Origin of the sequence: Pelagirhabdus alkalitolerans (assembly GCF_900096905.1) — a bacterium.
Classification (GTDB): Bacteria; Bacillota; Bacilli; order Bacillales; family Amphibacillaceae; genus Pelagirhabdus; species Pelagirhabdus alkalitolerans.
This window is the reverse complement of the sequence record NZ_FMYI01000008.1, coordinates 58,971-78,188: the sequence shown is the minus strand read 5'-3', so window position 1 is coordinate 78,188 and position 19,218 is coordinate 58,971. Positions and strand designations below refer to the sequence as shown.

Below are 19,218 nucleotides of genomic sequence, written 5' to 3'. Positions count from 1 at the left end.
AGGAAGCGATTATAAATCTTAGCTTTCTTTTTTATAGCGTTGATAGAATAGGATAAACGCACCTAAGATAATCAAAATACCGGCTATTAATAAATAATTGTAAGTAAATGTAGCCGTGTCTGGTAACGTTTCTTCATCTTCAGTATCTTCGTCAGACGTCTCTTCATCATTATACGAATCAGATGGATCTGACTTCTCTTCATCTCCTTCATCTTCCTCATCAGAATCAACAGATTCAGTAGCATCGTCATCATCTGATTCAGAGCTATCATCGGAAGCAAACACATCATCGCTGAAAACGGCGAATGTACTGAAATGATCGAGAGTTGTTGATACATAGCCCTCTTCATAAATTCCACCTACATCCTCCCATTCGCTTATCTCATCATTATAGTAGTAAATGGATAAATCGTCTGCTTCTTCAAAGCTATTATTCACTTGTAGTGATAATTGAACGGGTGGATCAAATGTTGATAATGTTTGGTCATTTGTCATAACATGAAGTGTGTACACTTCACTCATGGCATGATCAACTAATGACTGTGATGACTCTGCGTCTGATTCAATTGTCATCACTGATAAACCTTCTAAGTTTTTTGAGGGTACGGATAAATTGACGCCTTCGTACTCAATGACAATATCCAGTTGATGTTCTTTAAGCTTTTCTATCTGATCCTCACTTAACTCTAATTGATTAACTCCACTTGATGCGTCTAATAAGACTTCAAACTGATTTGCAGAAATCGATTCTTCTATATAGTGATCATTAACTGTTACGGTATTCTCTTCTATTTGTTTTTCTGCTTTTTCATCTTCTACGTCTTCATCACTTATTAAATCCATTCTGAGTGTACGCACACCTATTATATGCTGCAAATAACTCAAAGACTCTTCAAAACGTTGGTCAGCTGGTGATTCAAATAGCTGATCTGCTTCTGCTTTTAGTTCGTTCAATTGACTTTCAATAACATCTAAATCTGATGCTGTGTCTGTTGGCTTTTCTTTTAATTCAGCAAAATAATTTTCAATATATGACACATGATCTGATGTTATCTTTTCATTTTCATAATAAATTCTTTCAATTCGATCAAATAATTCGTCTAATCCAACATGAATAACCTCATCTAGGTCAGCATGTGGCAAGACCGCAGATTCCCGATACGTACTTTCTTTTAATACATCTTGGACATTATCAAGACCTAAGACATTTTGAGAAGCGAAAATTGCAGACCCTTGAGCTTCTCCCAATCGAGCCGCATAGGTTTGTTTTGCATTTTCTCGATCTTGCAATCCCATATAAGTCGGGGCAATTCCGGCATAATTAAGAGCTTTACCATCTACCAAATCCACCATTGAATGCACAGAATCTGCAACTGTATCAGCATCTCGGTAATAAGCCATTGGAGTCGTTAGATCAACCCATCCTTCCTGCACCCATGTTGGCCAGTCTTGGTTTTTTGTGCCAATTGAATCTTGAATATCTTCAAATATAGCAGTAGATAAAATTAACGCATCATCTATAGCTTTTAATTCATCAAATGTGTACTCCACAAAATCAGTAATGTGACCCGTTTTCCAATCTTCCCACGTTTCAACGAGCTCTGGATCCTCATCGCGATCAAGCAAGTCACGTAAATCTTCATCTTTATCTAAATCATATTCTTCTTTAAATGCGTTGGCACTGTAATCGCCATAACCAGAATCACTTCTATAATGACCGACTGGATATCTAATATAATCGAGTTGTAAACCTTGAATATCATAATCTTCCACCAGTTCTTTATAGTAGTCCATTAAAAACTCTTGGACATCAGGAATAGCAGGGTCCATAAACACATAGTCATTTTCATGAGGTGTGTAAATTGACTCATCATAGTGTTCTAATACCCATTCAGGCTTCTGGTCAATGATCGGGGATGAAGGATCGTTGCCTTTATGACCCACTCGATAATTTTGTACCCAAGCGTGCACCTCTATGCCCCGCTTTTTCCCTTCCTCGACATATGCTTCTAGAAGATCATCATATTCACCGTATGTGTTTCCTTCAATTCTAGGTTGCATACCTATTAAATCATTCGATGAATTTGTAATACTATAACCATCATTCCACGTTTCAATGAATACTAAGTTAAAATGACTCTTAGCAAGTTCATCTAAATTTGCTTTAACCTCTTCTAGGTTTTCTTCAGTCGGTCGATGCCATATTGATCGCCCTTCAACCCTATGAGACTCAAACGTTCTGTAAAACGCTGTATTTGCGTTTTCTTCTATATCATCTAACAATGTTAAAAATTCAATTTGATCGTCGTGAGCACCTTCACCTTCACTAAGCATCTCTGCTAAGGCGTTCGCTTTATCAAATTGGTCCTCTGCTTTTTCTAACGCTTCTTTAATAGAAGTAAAATCTACATCTAACAATTGATCACTTGCCAAGTCATACCGTTCTTGAGCCGATGCTAGTGTAGACGACACATTAGAAATTAAACTTTCGGGTGTTGTTTTCAATGTAACGGTGCTTGTATCCTCATCTACAATGACTTGTGATCCGACAGAGCCATTTCCTATTAGAAACGACGCTGCATCTCCGTGTCCGGATAATACATAGCCATCTTCAGGAATGTGCGAATCATTTCCACCAGTCGCGACAATTGTTCCATTTGATAGATCGCCCTCTACAACAATTTCATAACCATAAGCATTCGTGCCTGTTGTCTCTGAATCCCAGTCCGAAGTATAAATTAATAATTGTTCACCACCACGTAGACCAGGGAAATATTCACCGGCTTCTTCATCTTCAACACCATCCGGATTGGTTTCTGGTGTTGGGTTAATCGTCACATATTCAAATGATTCTTCATTGTCCAATTCAATCAAATTAATATCTTCCAATGTGATAATATCTCCCACACTAAAGATCTCATCTTCTTCTAGATAATCTCGATACGGGTCAAGTGCTGATAAAACAAATCCCCAGCGAGGGATTTCAGACCCACTTTGATCACCTTCCCCTATGTCACGAAAACTTTTGACTTCTAGCTCATCATCATCATTTAAATCAACGATCATCTCTCGTCCCCACTCATTGGTCCCTGTCATAGAACCAAATTGAGCAGTGTAAAGGACAACCTCGGTATCCTCTGTTCTATCTACATTCATTTGATTAACGGTTAGGCGATCGCCATCTTGATTAGAGACTGACCCAATTTCTGATACTTCTTCTGGTTCCTCTTCTGATTCCTCGTCATCATCTAATTCAGGTAAATCAATACCCTCTAAACGAACTTCATCACCTTCAGAAAATTGTGATCTCAATTGATCTCGATATTCCTGTCCATCTGAGTCAATGACAGAAATAACATAACCATCAGACGGAATACCTGTATTGCCGCTATGCGGATCGCTGACTTTTTTTACAATGCCATCACTAACCGCGACCTCAACACCCCACTCATTCGTTTTTGTCGATTCACCAAAATTCCTTGTGAATAACGTCAACGTATCAGCTGGTCGGTCTGCCTGGCCCTCCGAAGTTAACTCTGGATCAACTAATTCGATTTCAATTGTTTCGTCGTCATGTTTCACTAGAATTTCCTCATCATTTTCTTCAGCATGTGATGCGTGAGGCTGATAAAGAGCTATCCCGCTTATCAACAATGTGGATACTAATAATAAAGTAAAGAAATTTTTCATTTGATTCTTCATATTTGACCCCTTCCTTTTAATTGAACACAATTTAACTGATGAAGTGATGACCCTCCTTTTCTATGTGATGTATATCTACAGCGCCAGTTTACTAAAGCGCTTACATAAGTTCAATGCTATTATAAATTTAATTTCTATTATTTTTATTTTAAGAAAAAAATTTTCTTTTCTGAAAGTAAAACAAATGAGAAACACCTGACTCACACCCATTTATCCACAAAACAATCCACACAAAGGCTCCATTTCTTTTGTCCAGTCGTTTTCAACAAGCTAAACACACCTTATCCACACAGTTATCCACTCATACACAAGTAACTCTTGGTATTTAGTATTCGAATGTGCGTTCTGTACTAGATATAGTGAGTTACACACAGGGTTATTCACAGGTTGTGTGTAACTTTTTAGTATCCGTGGATAATAAAAAGCACTTAAACCTCGCAAATCATGAGGATTTAAGTGCTTTTCGTTAAGGTTGTGTGGATAATTCAACGGTGACGGTTTGCTGTTCGCCTTCTGAATAGAAGGTAACCGTCATCTCATCGCCGGGTTGTTTTCGTTGGTACAAGTGTTGGCGCAGATCAACAATTGAAAAGACAGATGTACCATCTAATTCTGTAATCACATCATCTGCTTTTAGTCCTGCCTCTGCTGCTGGTGAGAAAGCTTCAACACTTTGGAGATAAACCCCATGTTCAACAGATGTCGGTAAATTAAAGCGGTTCGTATGTTCTTCGGGTGGTAAATCACTTAAAGCGTAAGCCTCAACACCTAAGTAGGCACGCGTTACTTCACCTTCTGCTTCTAGTTCTTCAATAACGGGAATGGCTTCAGCAATTGGGATCGCAAAACCGATCCCTTCAACGGCAGATTGGGCGATTTTCATCGAGTTAATCCCAATCAGTTGACCCGACATATTAATGAGTGCCCCGCCACTATTACCTGGATTGATCGCAGCATCTGTTTGCATAACTTCAGCTTGCCAATCCGCTCGACCATCTCCGCTAAAATCTTGTGGGATCGCACGTTGTGTCCCGCTTATAATACCTTGTGTGACAGATCCAGATAAATTGAGGCCGAGTGGATTACCGATTGCGATAACTTGTTCACCGACCTTTGTTAAGGTTGAATCTCCCAGTTCAATTGCTTGGTCAATCCCATTCGCATCAACACTTAAAACGGCTAAATCGGTAAACAAATCGGAGCCCTCTAAAGTTGCCTCAATCCGTTCATCTGTTTCCAGTATGACATCTATATCCCGTGCCCCTTCAATCACATGATGATTGGTCACGATATAGGCGCGCGTATCATCGACTGAATAGATGACCCCAGATCCTGAACCACCTTCACCGCCAGAGCGTTCCCAAAACGCTGGATACTGTGATTGGATCGTTTCAACGCCGACAACAGTTGGCATGACGTTTTCCACAACGGATGTGAGTTGCGTTGAAATATCTAAATTGACAGGTGTTAAGGCATCTGAGGATGGATCATCTAAAAAGGGCTCTGTTTGACTGTTTGGTTCGGGTTCAACGGATACGTGATAAGGAAGCCAATTATTTGCAGCCATCATCGGTAAAAAAACGGCGAATAAAAAGGCACCGACGAGCGTTCCCACCATTAAAAAAAGAAGCAAATATCCTCGATTTGTTTGATTGAATCGATTACGTCTTCTTTTACGTGAACCATCATCATAATAAACCATCGGATCAGCTTCTTTCTTTTTTAGTATGGGTCAGACAACGTGATAAAGCGATGTTGGCGATGCGGGATCGGTATCATGAATCGTCAGTCCGTGATTAATCCCGAAATCTTTTGCCGATAAATGTTGTTCCACTGACATACGCGCTATATCTTTCATGTTATTATCTTTACTCAAATGGGCAAGATAAATACGCTTTGTCTCATCACCAATTATATCCTCAAGTGCAATCGCACAATCATCATTTGAGACGTGACCGTAATCACCGAGTATGCGACGTTTCACATTCCACGGATACCGTCCCATTTGTAGCATCGAGACGTCATGATTGGCTTCAAAAATTAAAGCATCTGCATTTTCAACCGTTTTTTTGATCCGTTCACTCACATAACCAAGATCGGTGACGAGCGCTACTTTTTTACCTTCATGATGGAAGGTGAAAAACATCGGATCGGCTGCATCATGTGAGACGCCAAAGGATTCCACATCAAGATCTGAAAAGGTTTCAGTTGTATCACGCTCAAAGGTAAATTTTTGATCGAGTGTTAATTTACCGAGCGATCCATCCATTGCTTGCCACGTTTTTGAGTTGGCATAGATCGGAAGTTGATATTTTCTTGCGATAATGCCTAATCCTTTAATATGATCACTATGTTCATGGGTAACGAGTATTCGCGACAATGTGGTTGGATCAATTCCTGTTTCATGCATTAAACGATCGATTTGTTTGCCACTTAATCCGGCATCGACCAATATGCGTTCTTTCTCAGTTTCTATATAAAAAGCATTGCCTGTACTGCCAGAAGCGAGCACAGAAAAACGTAAACTCATGACTTATTCCACCTCAGTTAAATTTTCTTGCACGGTTAACCAATCTTGATACATCTCTTCAATTAATTCATCTTCTTCGTCCTCATCTTCTAGTTGATAAAAAATCGTGTGATCGCCATTTGATCTTGTTAAGAAGTTTATAAACTCATTCATATTATCCGAGACAAAGTCTTCATTTTGTGGGTAGTCATGGCCTTCAATCGCGTTAATAAAGTGATCGATTTGCTCATTCACTTCAATATGCCACGTTGGATTTAACAACTGTTCTCCGGTTTGTAATGAGACAAGATTGTGGTAACCAAGATGTACATCTGTGATCTCATCACCACTTTCTAATGTGTTCGTATTATGATAAAGACGGTAAACCGCATCATATTGTTGAATTAAATTTTGCGCATCTAGTGATTCATCGTCTTCTTCACTTTCTATTAATTGCGTTTGAATATATTGAACGATCTCGCCATTATCATTCGTTTGCACAAATAATAGGGCATTTGGGTTATAAAAGATAGGGTGCTCGATTTCTTGAACGAACACATACAGGTTCGCCTGATCAAATTGTTTCCAAAATGAATAGTCCGCCCCATTATAAATCATTTGATTAAATAACTCACGAAACTCACTATCTTCTGACGATGGCATACTGACAGGCTCTTCAAACCTCGAAAAAAGCGTCGTATCATTTATAACCACAGATTGTTGATTCGGTAGGTTAGAAAGCTCATTTGAAGCAACTTCATTATACTCATAACTTTGCGCATACACTAAAGGGGCCTCGTACTGTTCTTCAGATAAGTCATCTAGACCCTCAATGTTAAATTCAAGTTCTTCTTCGCGTGATGGTTCTGGTATAAATGATAATTCTTCTTCTTGTCGATCAATTAGTTGAAAAACTAAAAAAACATTCAGCACAAGAAAACAAAGGATAAATAGTGATTTAATTTGCCCCCATTGCACGTTGATCACCTCCTGTATACTCAGATGGGATGATCAAAGGGTGCCAGCCATGAACACCTTTAACATACCAGCTCGGTACAAGTTCATAAACTTGACCTTGACTACCATCCTGCTCACGGACACGATAACCCAATGTCACATCATAAATAGCACTTCCTCTATAGTTCTCACTTTCTAAAATATCGATCACGTCTTCACTTGATGGCACTTCTGATGCTTTTCGACCAACGCCGCGATAATCAACAAGTGAAATTAATGGGCGTTCATACTGATACACCTCTTGATTATGCCAAGCCACCGACATCGATGCGATCTCTTGATTATAGAAAATTGGGATGCCTTCATAGCTCATGCTATACTCGACAACACTTGAATTTGGATTGTTTTCTACTTCTGAAACAAAGTAGTGAAAGGGTTCTTCAAATGCGAATCCGTTATGTGTGTTAATAAAGTTTTGGACTTGGTCTAACAGTTCATAATGCGTTAATTCATGTTCTTCGCTTTGCTGTTCATTCGTTAAGTTTGTAAATGAAATTTGTTCAGGTTGTATAATCAACTCACGCGTGCCATCCACTAAATTTGTATAACCTTCTGTTGTATACCCGCTTCGAACGACAGATGGATTAGTGAAGAGTACACTTTGAAACGGCTCACTTGGTATCTCGGTATAAGAGAACAGAAGCACATCCCGGTCAAATTCATTAGGTAAATAAATCGTTTGACCTCTGCTGCTTTCGATTGTATCGAGTGATACAACCTCTTCTTCACTCATAAAAGCCTCTAATTCTTCTACTTCATCACTATAGTTTTGCATACTGGCACCAATCACACGCTCATCTTCATCATTTCTAAACACCACCTGAAAACCATCGTGGTCAAGAACAATTTCAATTCGATTAAACGAAGCAGTTGGGATTTGTTCATCGGCATCAATACCAAACACATCATAAATGACAGCAGATGAATAAGTAGTTGGGAACATGATCTCTAACCGGTTATCATGATCTTCCCACCATTCCTCATTTAAATTAAATACCGAAAAATTATAGAGCGATATCTCTTGAACCTGTTCAAATAGCGCTTGTTCTCTTTCTTGATTTAAAAGTGCTAATGGCGCCAAGCTTTGATCGGTATGAAAGACAAATTCTGTTGGTGAAAGAACATCACGTTTGGTGAGACGGTGTCCATCTTCGAGTTGTGCATCCACTAAGTCGTCTTCCGTTTGAACAACTTCAAAATCGGGTTGGTGATTCCAGAGTGCTAAGGTTAAGAGCAAACTGGATACAATTAAAGCAATGAGTAACACCGATTTTAAATGCTCTGTTTGCATACTTAACCTCCTCTTTTCCGGCCAATAAGTGGCAGGGTGAAGAATACTTTGGTTCCTTTTCCTTCAATGCTTTCTGCCCATATGTGACCTTGATGATTTTCAACAATTTCTTTTGCGATCGCAAGTCCGAGGCCTGTGCCCCCTAGTTTACGAGAACGTGCAGCATCGGCACGATAGAAGCGATCGAATACCTTGTCTACTTTTTCTTGTGGAATACCTGGCCCTTCATCTTGTATCATAATTTTGACGCGTTTACGTTCTTTCGTTACTTTAAATCGAATTGTACCGTCTTCTGGTGAATACTTTAAGGCGTTTGACATCACATTATCAATGACCTGAATGACTTTATCTTTATCCAACCAGAGGAAAATGCTCTCTTTTGGAATCGTTCGATCAATTCGAACAGTCTCTTCTTTGTTCATTTCATAGCGGTCAAGGACGTGATGGAAAAATGGCACAACATTTACACGTTCTTTTAATATATCTTGCTCTTTTTGATCCATTTTAGATAATTGCAGCAAATCATTGACGAGTCGAATCATTCGCTCTGTCTCGTTTTGTGTCACTTGAAGGAATTGTGGGGCAATCTCTTCATTTTTCCATGCTCCATCCCCTAATGCCTCTAGATAACTGCGCATCGTTGTAAGCGGGGTTCTCAGTTCATGTGAGACGTTTGAGACAAATTCACGCCGTTCACGTTCAATTTTTTCCTCTTCAGTTATATCACTAATCACACTAATAAGACCTGCGAACTGATCATTCTCATCTAATACGACGGTAAAACTTGCTTTTAATAAGAAGAACTGTTCATCATCGCTGAAATCAAGTGTCATCGAATTAGAGTCTTGGTTGTTTAAGATGGTATCCAAGTCTTCTTCTAGACCGAATAATTCGGTGATTTGGAGTCCTTTAACATCTTCTAACGTTTGGTTCATTAATGACTCAGCTGGGACATTCATTAGTGTCACTTCGCCAAGTTCATTCGTCGCAATAACACCATCTGACATATTGGATAGAACTGAACTTAATTTACGTCGTTCTTCTTCTGTTGTGAAGTTGGCGATTTTTATCTTTTCATTCATTTCATTGAAGGTATCTGCCAATTGACCAATCTCATCGACACCATAGACATTAACCTTTTTCGAAAAGTCACCTTCTGCCATGATTTGCGCTTGTTTACGCATTTCTGTGATCGGCTTGGTGATAGAACGCGCAACTAATATACCAACGAGTGCACTGATCACGATCGCAATCATCGTACCGTTGAAAAAGATATTGCTGATGGTTGATAATTGTTGATACACATCTTCCATTGAGGCTTCTAAATAAATCGCCCCTAAGGGCTCATCGTCTTGGTCTTGCATCGGATAAATACGTACTAAATGACGTTCGCCTGTTGTTGCATTTCGCTGAATCGAACGACTTGGTGTTCCTGACATAATCGCAGGTCTTACACTATTATCACCTGTGACCAATTTACCGACATCATCTGCTTGTGTATTCGTTCCGACAATACGAAACTGACGGTCAACGACTTGTAGGCGAGAGTACGTATCACTTTGACCATAAAGGGTTAAAATATTTTGAATATCTTGTTCTAAAGTTGGAACACTGCCATCATCTGGCCGGTCTTCCAAAAAAGCTTCCTTAATGTTATAACTAAGGACTTCCAAGCGTTCATCGATGCTCTCTTCAAAATTATCTTTCAAGTCTGCTTCCAAACCTTGCGTGAAATAGGCACCTATTACTTGGATCGCAAGTAGTAGTAGCAAGATCATAATCGCGATAATTTTCCATTGTATAGATTGGAAGAACCTAACCTTTTTCATAATATTACTCCTGTTCAGGATTGCGTAAGTAGTAACCAACACCTCGTCTAGTGATGATCCATGCTGGTGAGCTTGGTGTATCTTCAATTTTCTCACGTAATCGACGCACCGTTACATCCACTGTTCGTACATCGCCATAATAATCATAGCCCCATACTGTCTCAAGCAAATGTTCACGTGTCATGACTTGACCTAAATGGCGTGAAAGGTAATGCAAGAGCTCAAACTCACGATGTGTGAGATCGACTTCTTGACCTTCTTTTGTCACCGCATAAGCATCTGGGTGAATGACCAGTGTACTGATTTGAATATCTTTCGATTCACTTGATTGATCTGCAGGTTGTTGTTGTCTGCGCAAGTTCGCTTTAACACGTGCGATGACTTCGCGATTACTAAATGGCTTGGTTACATAATCATCTGCACCTAATTCAAGCCCGAGTACTTTATCGATTTCAGAATCTTTAGCCGTCAACATAATAATCGGCATACTATGTGTCTTTCTAATTTCTCGACACACTTCATTACCATCTTTTTTCGGTAACATAATATCAAGCAATAAAAGATCCGGGTTCTCTTTTTGTGTAAGCTCGATGGCTTCATCACCATCATACGCGCATACAACTTCGTACCCTTCGTTTTCTAGGTTAAATTTCAATATATCTGCAATTGGCTTCTCATCATCAACAACTAATATTTTTTGACTCATTTGATAGCCTCCTCTTTTAGTTTTTCGAATAGAAATAACTAGTTCTAGTTTATCGTACTTTACAACAAATGTCTGTCTTTATACAAATTTAACAAAAGCCTCTGCTAATTTAAAGCAGAGGCTTTTCTTCTTCTCATTTATTTTATAGGACACTTTGTGGGTCAATACTTGATCCGTTACGTTCGACTTCAAAGTGTAAGTGAATACCTGTTGAGCGTCCCGTTGAACCCATCGTTCCAATTTTTGAACCTTGTGGAACAGTTTGGCCCACACTAACATCAACGTTTGACAAATGGGCATACAGTGTTTTATATCCGTTATTATGGTTAATAACAACGTAGTGACCATATCCATTACCATCGTAACTAATACGTTCAACGACACCATTGTCAGCTGCTAGGATATCACGATTAGATGGTCTTGCGATATCGATACCATTGTGGTGTGATCCCCAGCGCGGGCCATAGCCACTTGAAACATAGCCGCCAACAGCTGGCCAATCAAAATCGCCTGTCCCTCTTGATGAGATGACTTTAGTTCCTTCAACAATAATTTCATCAACCGGCTCTTCAACGACTTCTTCGTCTTCTGTCTCTCTCTCAACGACTTCACCGTTTACAATTTCTAATGCATAATGGACTCTTTTCTTACCATCTTGTCCTTCTTGTTTCGTTTCGCTTTCACCTTCGAACATGTCATCAGACTTCTCAACTTCACGTTCGTAACTAATCGTTTCTTCTACTAATTCTTCTTGATATACAATGACATCAACAAATGGTGCATAATCTGTAACATTTAATTCATCACCAAGTCCAAGAATCGCTTCATCATCGTCTAAATCTTCATTTAACTCAATGATCTCATCTGCTGAGAGCTCATATTGCGAAGCAATTGAAGAGAGTGTATCGCCTGCTTCAACTTCATGTATTTGATCTTCTAATGTTCCTTTTTCAAGTAGCTCTAATGCATCGTCTAATGTTAGAAGTTCATCTTCAGAAACGACTTCTTCTTCATATTCAACGTCCTTAGATAGTTCAACGTCTGTAATTTTAATATCATCAAGTTCTAATTCATCATCTTCATCTGAATCTAATGTTTCTAGTAAATCTTCATCTATAAATTGTTCTTTATAAGCTTCAATAACATCTTCAGCCTCTTCTTCTGTTTCGAAATAACCGACAGATGCATCGCCTAATATGAGTTCGACTGCTGCAATTTCAACTGTAATTTGATCTTCTAATTTTTCTAGCGTTGATTCTTGATTTATACTAGGTCGAAAAACACGTTCAGAAACGTATGTAATCTCTTCTTTAACACCGTAGCTATATTCATCGTCTGTTTCTTGTTCAACTTCCTCCACACGCTCTTCTAACTGATCTTCAATGACTTCCTCGTCATTTACGGGTCCTATGTGCTCACCATCAACATAAACGTGATGAATCATCGGCATATCGCCTTCATCTGCATGTGCTACTGTTGATTGATTTAAGCCGGACACTGCTAAAAGTGCGAGCAATACGATGAAAAATGCTGTTAGAATGAGATGATCTTTTTTTAATTGAACGTTTCTAAAACTCATATCTTACCCTCCTGAAAAATGCTTCAAACGTCTTTTTAACTAAAACCTATTGTAGATTATCATACTAGTAGATTTGGAGGGAACCCTTTTAACGATTTTGTAATCAAATTGTATTATTTGTTATACGATTCAAATATTTCACCTTTTGGTACACATATATCAGTATAAAACGACAAAACGACTCATATATGACATAATAGTGACATAATGCGCTTGTAAAAATACTATTTAGTAACTGTTTTAGGATGGTGTATATGAAACGAATTTTAATTGTGGATGATGAAGTTGCACTTAGGATGCTACTTACAGATAGCTTAGAAGATTTAAATTGTGAAGTTGATGAAGCAAGTAATGGACAGGAGGCCTATGATCAAATCAGTCAAAAGGACTACGATATTCTTGTCCTAGATTACATGATGCCTCATATGACAGGTATTGATCTTTTGCAAAAGCTTGAACCGAATACGTTACAAGATGCAACAATCATCATGTTAACGGCTAAGACTCAAACCACGGATGAACAAGTTGCTTCAGAAGCTGGCGTTGATATTTTTATTAAAAAACCTTTTAGTCCACTTGAGTTTATCAATCTCGTTGAGGGGTTATTAAATGACTAATAAAACAAACCGATCCGACACTATAAAAACACGTTTTTATAAAATTACCTTTTTATCTCTATCCATCGTCATCTTAATAAGTGCGATAACGATCTTCTCTTTACATTCTATACAATCTGATATTAGACAGCAGTTTAATCAGTCGAGCGCACACTATGATGCGGTTGGCCAATTAGAGTATAACTTAACACAAGTTTTATTTAGAGCAAGAAGTTATTATGCTTTTCAAGAGCAAACTGATTTAGAACAGCTCAATCGAGATTTAGAACAGTTAGAAGAAAGTATCGATCAATTTGGAAACCTAGAACTATCAGAGAATGAACGTGAATTTTATACGATGCTAAATACCTTTTACGATACTTACAGTCAAACTTTGTTACCTCAAGCTATGAATTACGTTGATAATGATGATTATGCATCCTTACGAGAGCTTGGTGAAGACGGCACATACGAGGATATTAATTATTTTTTATCTTATACAAATGCTGTTCAATCAATCAGTGAAAACGAGAGAAATTCTGTTTTAAATGAAACGACAGAGCTTTTTGATCTATTTATGATCGTATTTATCAGCATTGGTATTTTAAGCTTTTCCATTATTATATTTATGATTAATCGACTACTTAAATCGATCCACCAACCGCTAGATCAACTTTTAGTTGCTACTAAAAGCTTAGGAACAGAACATAAAGCAAATTTAGAAGAGAATTTTGGTTTACAAGAATTTGACACTCTTGCTTCTACCCATAATGAAATGGCTATGAAGATTCAAGAGAAAGAAGAAGAATTAGTTACTCAAAATCAAGAGTTGTTAACTCAACAAGAACAATTGGAATTTAATCAGGAGCAATTACAAAGTTATATATCTGAAATTGAGCACATTAATAAAGCACTTGATCAGTCTGCTTTAGTTTGTATTACGGATAATGAAGGGAAGATTCTTAGCGTAAATGATCGTTTTACCAAAACATCAGGCTATGATGAAGATGAATTAACGGGGCATTCAACACGCATTCTAAAAAGTGGTTTTCATTCAGCTAACTATTATGAAAACCTATGGCTCACTATATCGAAAGGGAAAATTTGGAACGGGAAGCTTAAAAACGAAACAAAAGATGGTGATTTCTATTGGATAGAAGCTACAATCGTACCTTTTATTGATCAAAAAAGTCATATTTACAAATATATATTGATCGGAATTGACATTACAGAAAATATAAATAACGAGCAACAGTTACAGCTTCTCCTTCACGAAACACAATACGAAAAAGATAAATCAGAAAAGTATGGTCTATTAAACAAGGAGTTAACGTTCACCAGTGACCGATCAACGTTTTTAAAACAAACATTTCGTTACTTTGAATCTATTTTTCACTTTGAAAAAGGGCTTTTACTCAGCATTTATGATAATGCATACGAACAAAAGGGGTTCACACCTGAACATATAAACGAACTGCTAAATTCTGATGAGGTTTATTCTTATATTTTATCCAGGTTAGAAAATGAAAGTCACTATGTCATCAAACGCGAAGTCAAACAAGATGAAAAAGGGGTTGCTGATGTTAAAACATTTGCTTATGACTTCTACACCTCTGTAAAAAATGACAGAGACGAGGTTGAGTTAGTTTTAGCTCTCACACGAATTGGTCACACCTTCACTGACGAAGAAATGGAAGAAATCAGCTTATTGATGAAGCCTTTAGGTATGGCATTAAGCCGTATCAATATCTATGAAGCCGTACAACTAGAAAGAAGCTTAAACAATAGCATCATTCAAAATGTCAACGAAGGCTTACAATTGGTCTCTGTTGATGGAACTATGCTTCAAACGAACCAAAATGTTTTTGACATCTTTGACCTTGAGGATGATCAACTAGTGGGAACGTCTATGCAAGCGAATTGGATGGATCAACTCGCCAACCAATGTGAATCGCCTTCAGACATTAAACGTTTCTTTAAGACAATGATCAATCCATCAACGCTAACAGAAGCTTCAATTGCTTGTCGTCAATCAAGTGGCAACATGAAGTATATAAAATTATATGCGTTTCCTATCTTCACAAAAGGGGAAAAAACAAGTACGCTATTTGTCTTTCGTGATCAAACGAAAGAACACGAAGTTGATCAAATGAAATCTGAATTAGTCAGCACCGTTAGTCATGAACTGAGAACACCTCTATCAAGTGTTTTAGGCTTTACCGAGATGTTGTTGCACAAAGAGTTAAAACCCGAAAAGAAAAAGCTATATCTAGAAACGATCTATAGAGAAGCACAGCGCTTAACGACTTTAATTAATGACTTCTTAGATATACAACGAATCGAATCTGGTAAACAAGAATACAATATGGAGCCCGTCGAACTTAATCGATTAATTATGGAAGTTGTTCAATTGTTCAAGCAACATACCCATCATACGATTCATATTGAAGATACGGCACTTTCAACCACTGTCTGGGGAGACCATGACCGACTTATTCAACTTTTAACAAATCTGATCAACAATGCGATTAAATTCTCACCAGATGGTGGTATCGTGACGATTCAAATACAAAATAAAGCGAATAAAGTCCATATCCATATTAAAGATGAAGGCATTGGTATACCAAAGTCTGAGTTAAATAGTATGTTCACTAAATTTAAACGAGTTGATAATAGTGCTAGTAAAAAAATAGGCGGAACAGGTTTAGGCCTTGCTATCAGTAAAGGGATTGTCCAAGCCCATCAAGGGGATATTTGGATTGATTCTATAGAAAACGAGGGGACAACTGTCAGTATTTCACTCCCATCACATGACCAACAGATGTTGCTTCATTCGTCGTTACAAGAGGATAACGATCGTTCACATGATACAAAGGGAACCATTTTGTTAGTAGAAGATGATATTAGCTTTGCGAGTCTGCTCTCAGACTCATTAAAAACAAATGGATTTAATGTTGTCCATCATCTGAGCGCACAAAATGTTTCAACTGTTATCAATCAACATAGTTTAACAGCTATTGTGATTGATCTAATGTTAGATGACACGATGAACGGGTGGGAATTGATAGAAGAGATAAAGGCTCATCCAAAATGGCGTACATTGCCGATTATTGTGTCTTCGGCCTTAAGTGTCGGTCAAGACTTAAGTGAAAAATATCAAATCGATGCCTACCTTGAAAAACCCTATTCACCAGACGTACTCGTCAAAGCTTGTCATGAGTTACTAGGCGATACAGACAACTCATAAGTGTTTATTAGGAGGGTAGAAATGGACAAAACAAAGATGGAGAAAATGATCGAGAAAAGTCAGCATCATTTTTTGACAGATAATAATGAAGAGCTTAATTATATGACGCGACATTTAATCACGTATCTATATGACACAGACTCACAACATTTTGATAGGCTGAATCATTTTATTCACCGTATAAAAGGAACAGCTGGCACCATCGGTTTATCTGATATTGCTGAGGTTTCTGAAAACTTAGAAGCATTGTTACATGCACAACTAGAGCAATCAAACCAAGAGTTAAAAATTATCAAATCAGCAGGTCAGTTGATTCACCTATTTGAAAAACATCTGAATCAACGTATTCTAAAATCAACCGATGAATCTGAGACACAAAATCGAGAAAAGCTACAAGACCAAAAATTAGGTACAATTTTAATCGTTGATGATGATGTTAACCTTTTAAACTTTTTAGAAAGAGTGTTGGTCACCGAAGGGTTCAATGTATTTATCACTAATAATAGTGAAGAGGCTATTGATCTATTAAAGACAAAATCTGTTGATTTAGCAATCTTTGATATTGTCATGCCAGGTCGATCTGGGTTTGATATGTATGAAGAGATTGCTGAATTAGATAATGGTATTCCGTTTATCTTTTTATCTGGCTTAAACAGTAAAGAAATAAAAAATAAAGCCCTTCGAACAGGTGCCGAAACATTTCTTCCAAAGCCTGTCGATCCCGAGGAGCTTGTGTCCTTGATTATTGGAACTCTGAATAAAAAGCAAAAAATTGAGAATCAATTTTATAAAGATGAGTTAACAGGGGCTGAGTTGAGAAAAGGTTTTGTTAAAGCATTTGAAAAAGAAAAGGAAGCTTTTATCGAAAAGGAGCGTTTGTGCTCAGTTGCTTTTCTCGATTTGGATTATTTTAAATCGATAAACGATACACATGGGCATCTTTTTGGAGATACCATTTTAGTTAACTTTGTCAATATGATTAAGAAGCACCTCTCGAATCAGGCTCAAATTTATCGGTTTGGCGGAGATGAGTTCCTTATTTTATTTCCAAATCATTCAGAGCTTGAAGCAAAACATATTATTGAATCCATTAGACAAGAAACGCAATCAACCCCTTTTGTAGTACCAAATGAAAATTCTACAATTCACCTAAGTTTTAGTGCAGGTATAGCACAACTAAAACAGGGACAATCCAGTCAAAACATTTTGCTGGAAAAAGCGGATAAAGCACTGTATACCGCTAAAAAAAATGGTAAGAACCAAACTGTTTTAGATAGTGATATTAAAACCTCTTCGACTAAGAAAATACTCGTTGTGGATGATGAATTATTATTGGCGAATATTATTAAAACAAGATTAAATTATTTAGGGTATGTTGTAGACTATGCAAGAGATGGTCAAGAGGCGCTTTCTAAAATAAGTGAGAAAACGTATGACTTAATGTTGTTAGATATTATGCTTCCAAAAATGACAGGTATTGAAGTCTTAAAAAAAATAGAAAAGTTTTGTCAAAAAGATAACTTGAAAATTATCATGCTATCGGGCAAACGGAGTGAATCGACTATGATCGAAAGCTTAAAGCTAGGAGCCGATGATTATTTAGAAAAGCCTTTTTCTCTAGATCTATTAGAACATAAAATTAAGAAAATATTAGTTAATAAAGCGTTGGATGAATCATGATAAGCCAATACTTACGAACATTCGTTGCCATTCTATTCGTGATTAACACACTCTTTTTTTTCTTTTTATTATTTAAAAAAGCGTCGACCAACTTGTTGAACAAACGTAAAAAGCAAATAAAAAATTTGTATGAAGATTCATTTTTACGCTTTATTACTGACCAAACTGATGAATTACCCATTACACCATCAACGCGTCTAGAACAACAGGTCATTCACTCCCTTTTCTCAGAGTATAGTTCGGTTATTACTAGAGATAAAAAACGAGCGCTTATAGAAACACTGGGGAATGCGTTCATCGTAAAAAGAGTCGAAAAATTTTTAAACTCTAAAAATACGTGGAAACAAAAAGCAGCCACTTATTGGGTTGGTGAATATGAATTAAGCATGTTTACCGATGATCTTTATCATCAGTTGCAAACACTGGACCCAGAATTGCTCTTTGTCACATCTAAAAGTTTAATCAAACTAACGAATGATCAATTTTTATCTGATATCTTAATTACAGGGACCAAACGAAATCGGTTAAGTAAGTCTAACTTATTAGCACTCCTAGACTTGGTAGAAGGTGACATCTCTCAAGCTCTAAATGAAATGATGGATGAACATGATACGTATATACAAACCATTGTTTTAGAAGCAATGGGTAGAAGACGTTACGTTGAAGCCACCACTTGGATTCAATCCTGCCTTTTTGAGTCTGAGAAAGAACTAAAAATTGCAGCACTAAAAGCGAGTCGTTCCCTTGAATATACGGGGGACGATTTATTCCAATCAACACTTATAGATTGGGTGAACGATCCCGATTGGGAAGTTCGACTCTTTCTATCCAAATACCTTCAAGTGATGCGTAATCATCGATCCATAACGATGTTGACTCGTTTGGCGAGTGATCAAAATTGGTATGTCAGATACAATGCATCTCAGTCCTTGTTAGCACATGGTGAAGAGGGGATATCCGCTTTACTATCTTTACTAAGTGCAGAGGATCCGTTCACTCAGGATATCGCATACGCCACTCTTCAAAAGGAAGCGATTCACATTTAATATATTTATTCTTTGA

At 37.5% G+C, this 19,218-nt stretch carries 12 protein-coding genes; 4 read left to right on the top strand and 8 right to left on the bottom strand.

All coding sequences use genetic code 11. The features are described 5' to 3' along the window. Window positions 1-18 precede the first annotated feature (18 nt). The 8 genes from BLR62_RS09985 to BLR62_RS09950 form a co-directional block, all read right to left on the bottom strand. Entirely contained in the window at window positions 19-3,702 is a 3,684-nt protein-coding gene (locus BLR62_RS09985; RefSeq protein WP_090796457.1) for a glycoside hydrolase family 10-like protein, read from the bottom strand. A gap of 466 nt (window positions 3,703-4,168) precedes the next feature. Continuing rightward, complete coding sequence (locus BLR62_RS09980; RefSeq protein WP_090796455.1) at window positions 4,169-5,404, bottom strand: S1C family serine protease; 1,236 nt, start codon at window positions 5,402-5,404, stop codon at window positions 4,169-4,171. Between the two features lie 30 nt (window positions 5,405-5,434). Beyond that, window positions 5,435-6,232 carry an MBL fold metallo-hydrolase gene (locus BLR62_RS09975; RefSeq protein WP_090796453.1) on the bottom strand — a complete coding sequence of 266 codons (798 nt, stop codon included), beginning with the start codon at window positions 6,230-6,232 and terminating at the stop codon, window positions 5,435-5,437. Window positions 6,233-6,235: 3 nt separating this feature from the next. After that, complete coding sequence (locus BLR62_RS09970) at window positions 6,236-7,189, bottom strand: two-component system regulatory protein YycI (protein WP_090796451.1); 954 nt, start codon at window positions 7,187-7,189, stop codon at window positions 6,236-6,238. Continuing rightward, complete coding sequence (locus BLR62_RS09965) at window positions 7,170-8,519, bottom strand: YycH family regulatory protein (RefSeq protein ID WP_090796448.1); 1,350 nt, start codon at window positions 8,517-8,519, stop codon at window positions 7,170-7,172. The genes BLR62_RS09970 and BLR62_RS09965 overlap by 20 nt, the downstream gene beginning before the upstream one ends. 2 nt (window positions 8,520-8,521) lie before the next feature. Then, the gene (walK, locus tag BLR62_RS09960; protein WP_090796446.1) at window positions 8,522-10,348 is read right to left on the bottom strand and encodes a cell wall metabolism sensor histidine kinase WalK; all 1,827 of its coding nucleotides are present in this window, start codon (window positions 10,346-10,348) and stop codon (window positions 8,522-8,524) included. Window positions 10,349-10,352: 4 nt separating this feature from the next. Then, window positions 10,353-11,054 carry a response regulator YycF gene (gene yycF, locus BLR62_RS09955; RefSeq protein WP_090796444.1) on the bottom strand — a complete coding sequence of 234 codons (702 nt, stop codon included), beginning with the start codon at window positions 11,052-11,054 and terminating at the stop codon, window positions 10,353-10,355. A 142-nt stretch (window positions 11,055-11,196) separates the two neighbouring features. Further along, entirely contained in the window at window positions 11,197-12,633 is a 1,437-nt protein-coding gene (locus tag BLR62_RS09950) for a M23 family metallopeptidase (protein WP_090796441.1), read from the bottom strand. A gap of 254 nt (window positions 12,634-12,887) precedes the next feature. On the opposite strand from BLR62_RS09950, the gene BLR62_RS09945 reads away from it, so the two are divergent. The 4 genes from BLR62_RS09945 to BLR62_RS09930 all read left to right on the top strand — a co-directional run bounded on the left by BLR62_RS09945 (window position 12,888) and on the right by BLR62_RS09930 (window position 19,202). Next, window positions 12,888-13,250, top strand: a complete 363-nt coding sequence (locus BLR62_RS09945) for a response regulator transcription factor (protein WP_090796439.1) — start codon at window positions 12,888-12,890, stop codon at window positions 13,248-13,250. After that, window positions 13,243-16,476, top strand: a complete 3,234-nt coding sequence (locus tag BLR62_RS09940) for an ATP-binding protein (protein ID WP_090796437.1) — start codon at window positions 13,243-13,245, stop codon at window positions 16,474-16,476. The genes BLR62_RS09945 and BLR62_RS09940 overlap by 8 nt, the downstream gene beginning before the upstream one ends. 21 nt (window positions 16,477-16,497) lie before the next feature. After that, window positions 16,498-18,156, top strand: a complete 1,659-nt coding sequence (locus BLR62_RS09935) for a response regulator (RefSeq protein ID WP_090796436.1) — start codon at window positions 16,498-16,500, stop codon at window positions 18,154-18,156. 95 nt (window positions 18,157-18,251) lie between these two features. Next, the gene (locus BLR62_RS09930; RefSeq protein WP_176759274.1) at window positions 18,252-19,202 is read left to right on the top strand and encodes a HEAT repeat domain-containing protein; all 951 of its coding nucleotides are present in this window, start codon (window positions 18,252-18,254) and stop codon (window positions 19,200-19,202) included. The last annotated feature ends 16 nt before the right edge of the window (window positions 19,203-19,218 follow it).

Excerpts from the sequence above, each read along its gene's own strand:
- BLR62_RS09985 (WP_090796457.1), bottom strand. The coding sequence starts at position 3,702 with ATGAAGAATCAAATGAAAAATTTCTTTACTTTATTATTAGTATCCACA.
- BLR62_RS09980 (WP_090796455.1), bottom strand. The coding sequence starts at position 5,404 with ATGGTTTATTATGATGATGGTTCACGTAAAAGAAGACGTAATCGATTC.
- BLR62_RS09975 (WP_090796453.1), bottom strand. The coding sequence starts at position 6,232 with ATGAGTTTACGTTTTTCTGTGCTCGCTTCTGGCAGTACAGGCAATGCT.
- BLR62_RS09965 (WP_090796448.1), bottom strand. The coding sequence starts at position 8,519 with ATGCAAACAGAGCATTTAAAATCGGTGTTACTCATTGCTTTAATTGTA.
- walK (WP_090796446.1), bottom strand. The coding sequence starts at position 10,348 with ATGAAAAAGGTTAGGTTCTTCCAATCTATACAATGGAAAATTATCGCG.
- yycF (WP_090796444.1), bottom strand. The coding sequence starts at position 11,054 with ATGAGTCAAAAAATATTAGTTGTTGATGATGAGAAGCCAATTGCAGAT.
- BLR62_RS09950 (WP_090796441.1), bottom strand. The coding sequence starts at position 12,633 with ATGAGTTTTAGAAACGTTCAATTAAAAAAAGATCATCTCATTCTAACA.
- BLR62_RS09945 (WP_090796439.1), top strand. The coding sequence starts at position 12,888 with ATGAAACGAATTTTAATTGTGGATGATGAAGTTGCACTTAGGATGCTA.
- BLR62_RS09940 (WP_090796437.1), top strand. The coding sequence starts at position 13,243 with ATGACTAATAAAACAAACCGATCCGACACTATAAAAACACGTTTTTAT.
- BLR62_RS09935 (WP_090796436.1), top strand. The coding sequence starts at position 16,498 with ATGGACAAAACAAAGATGGAGAAAATGATCGAGAAAAGTCAGCATCAT.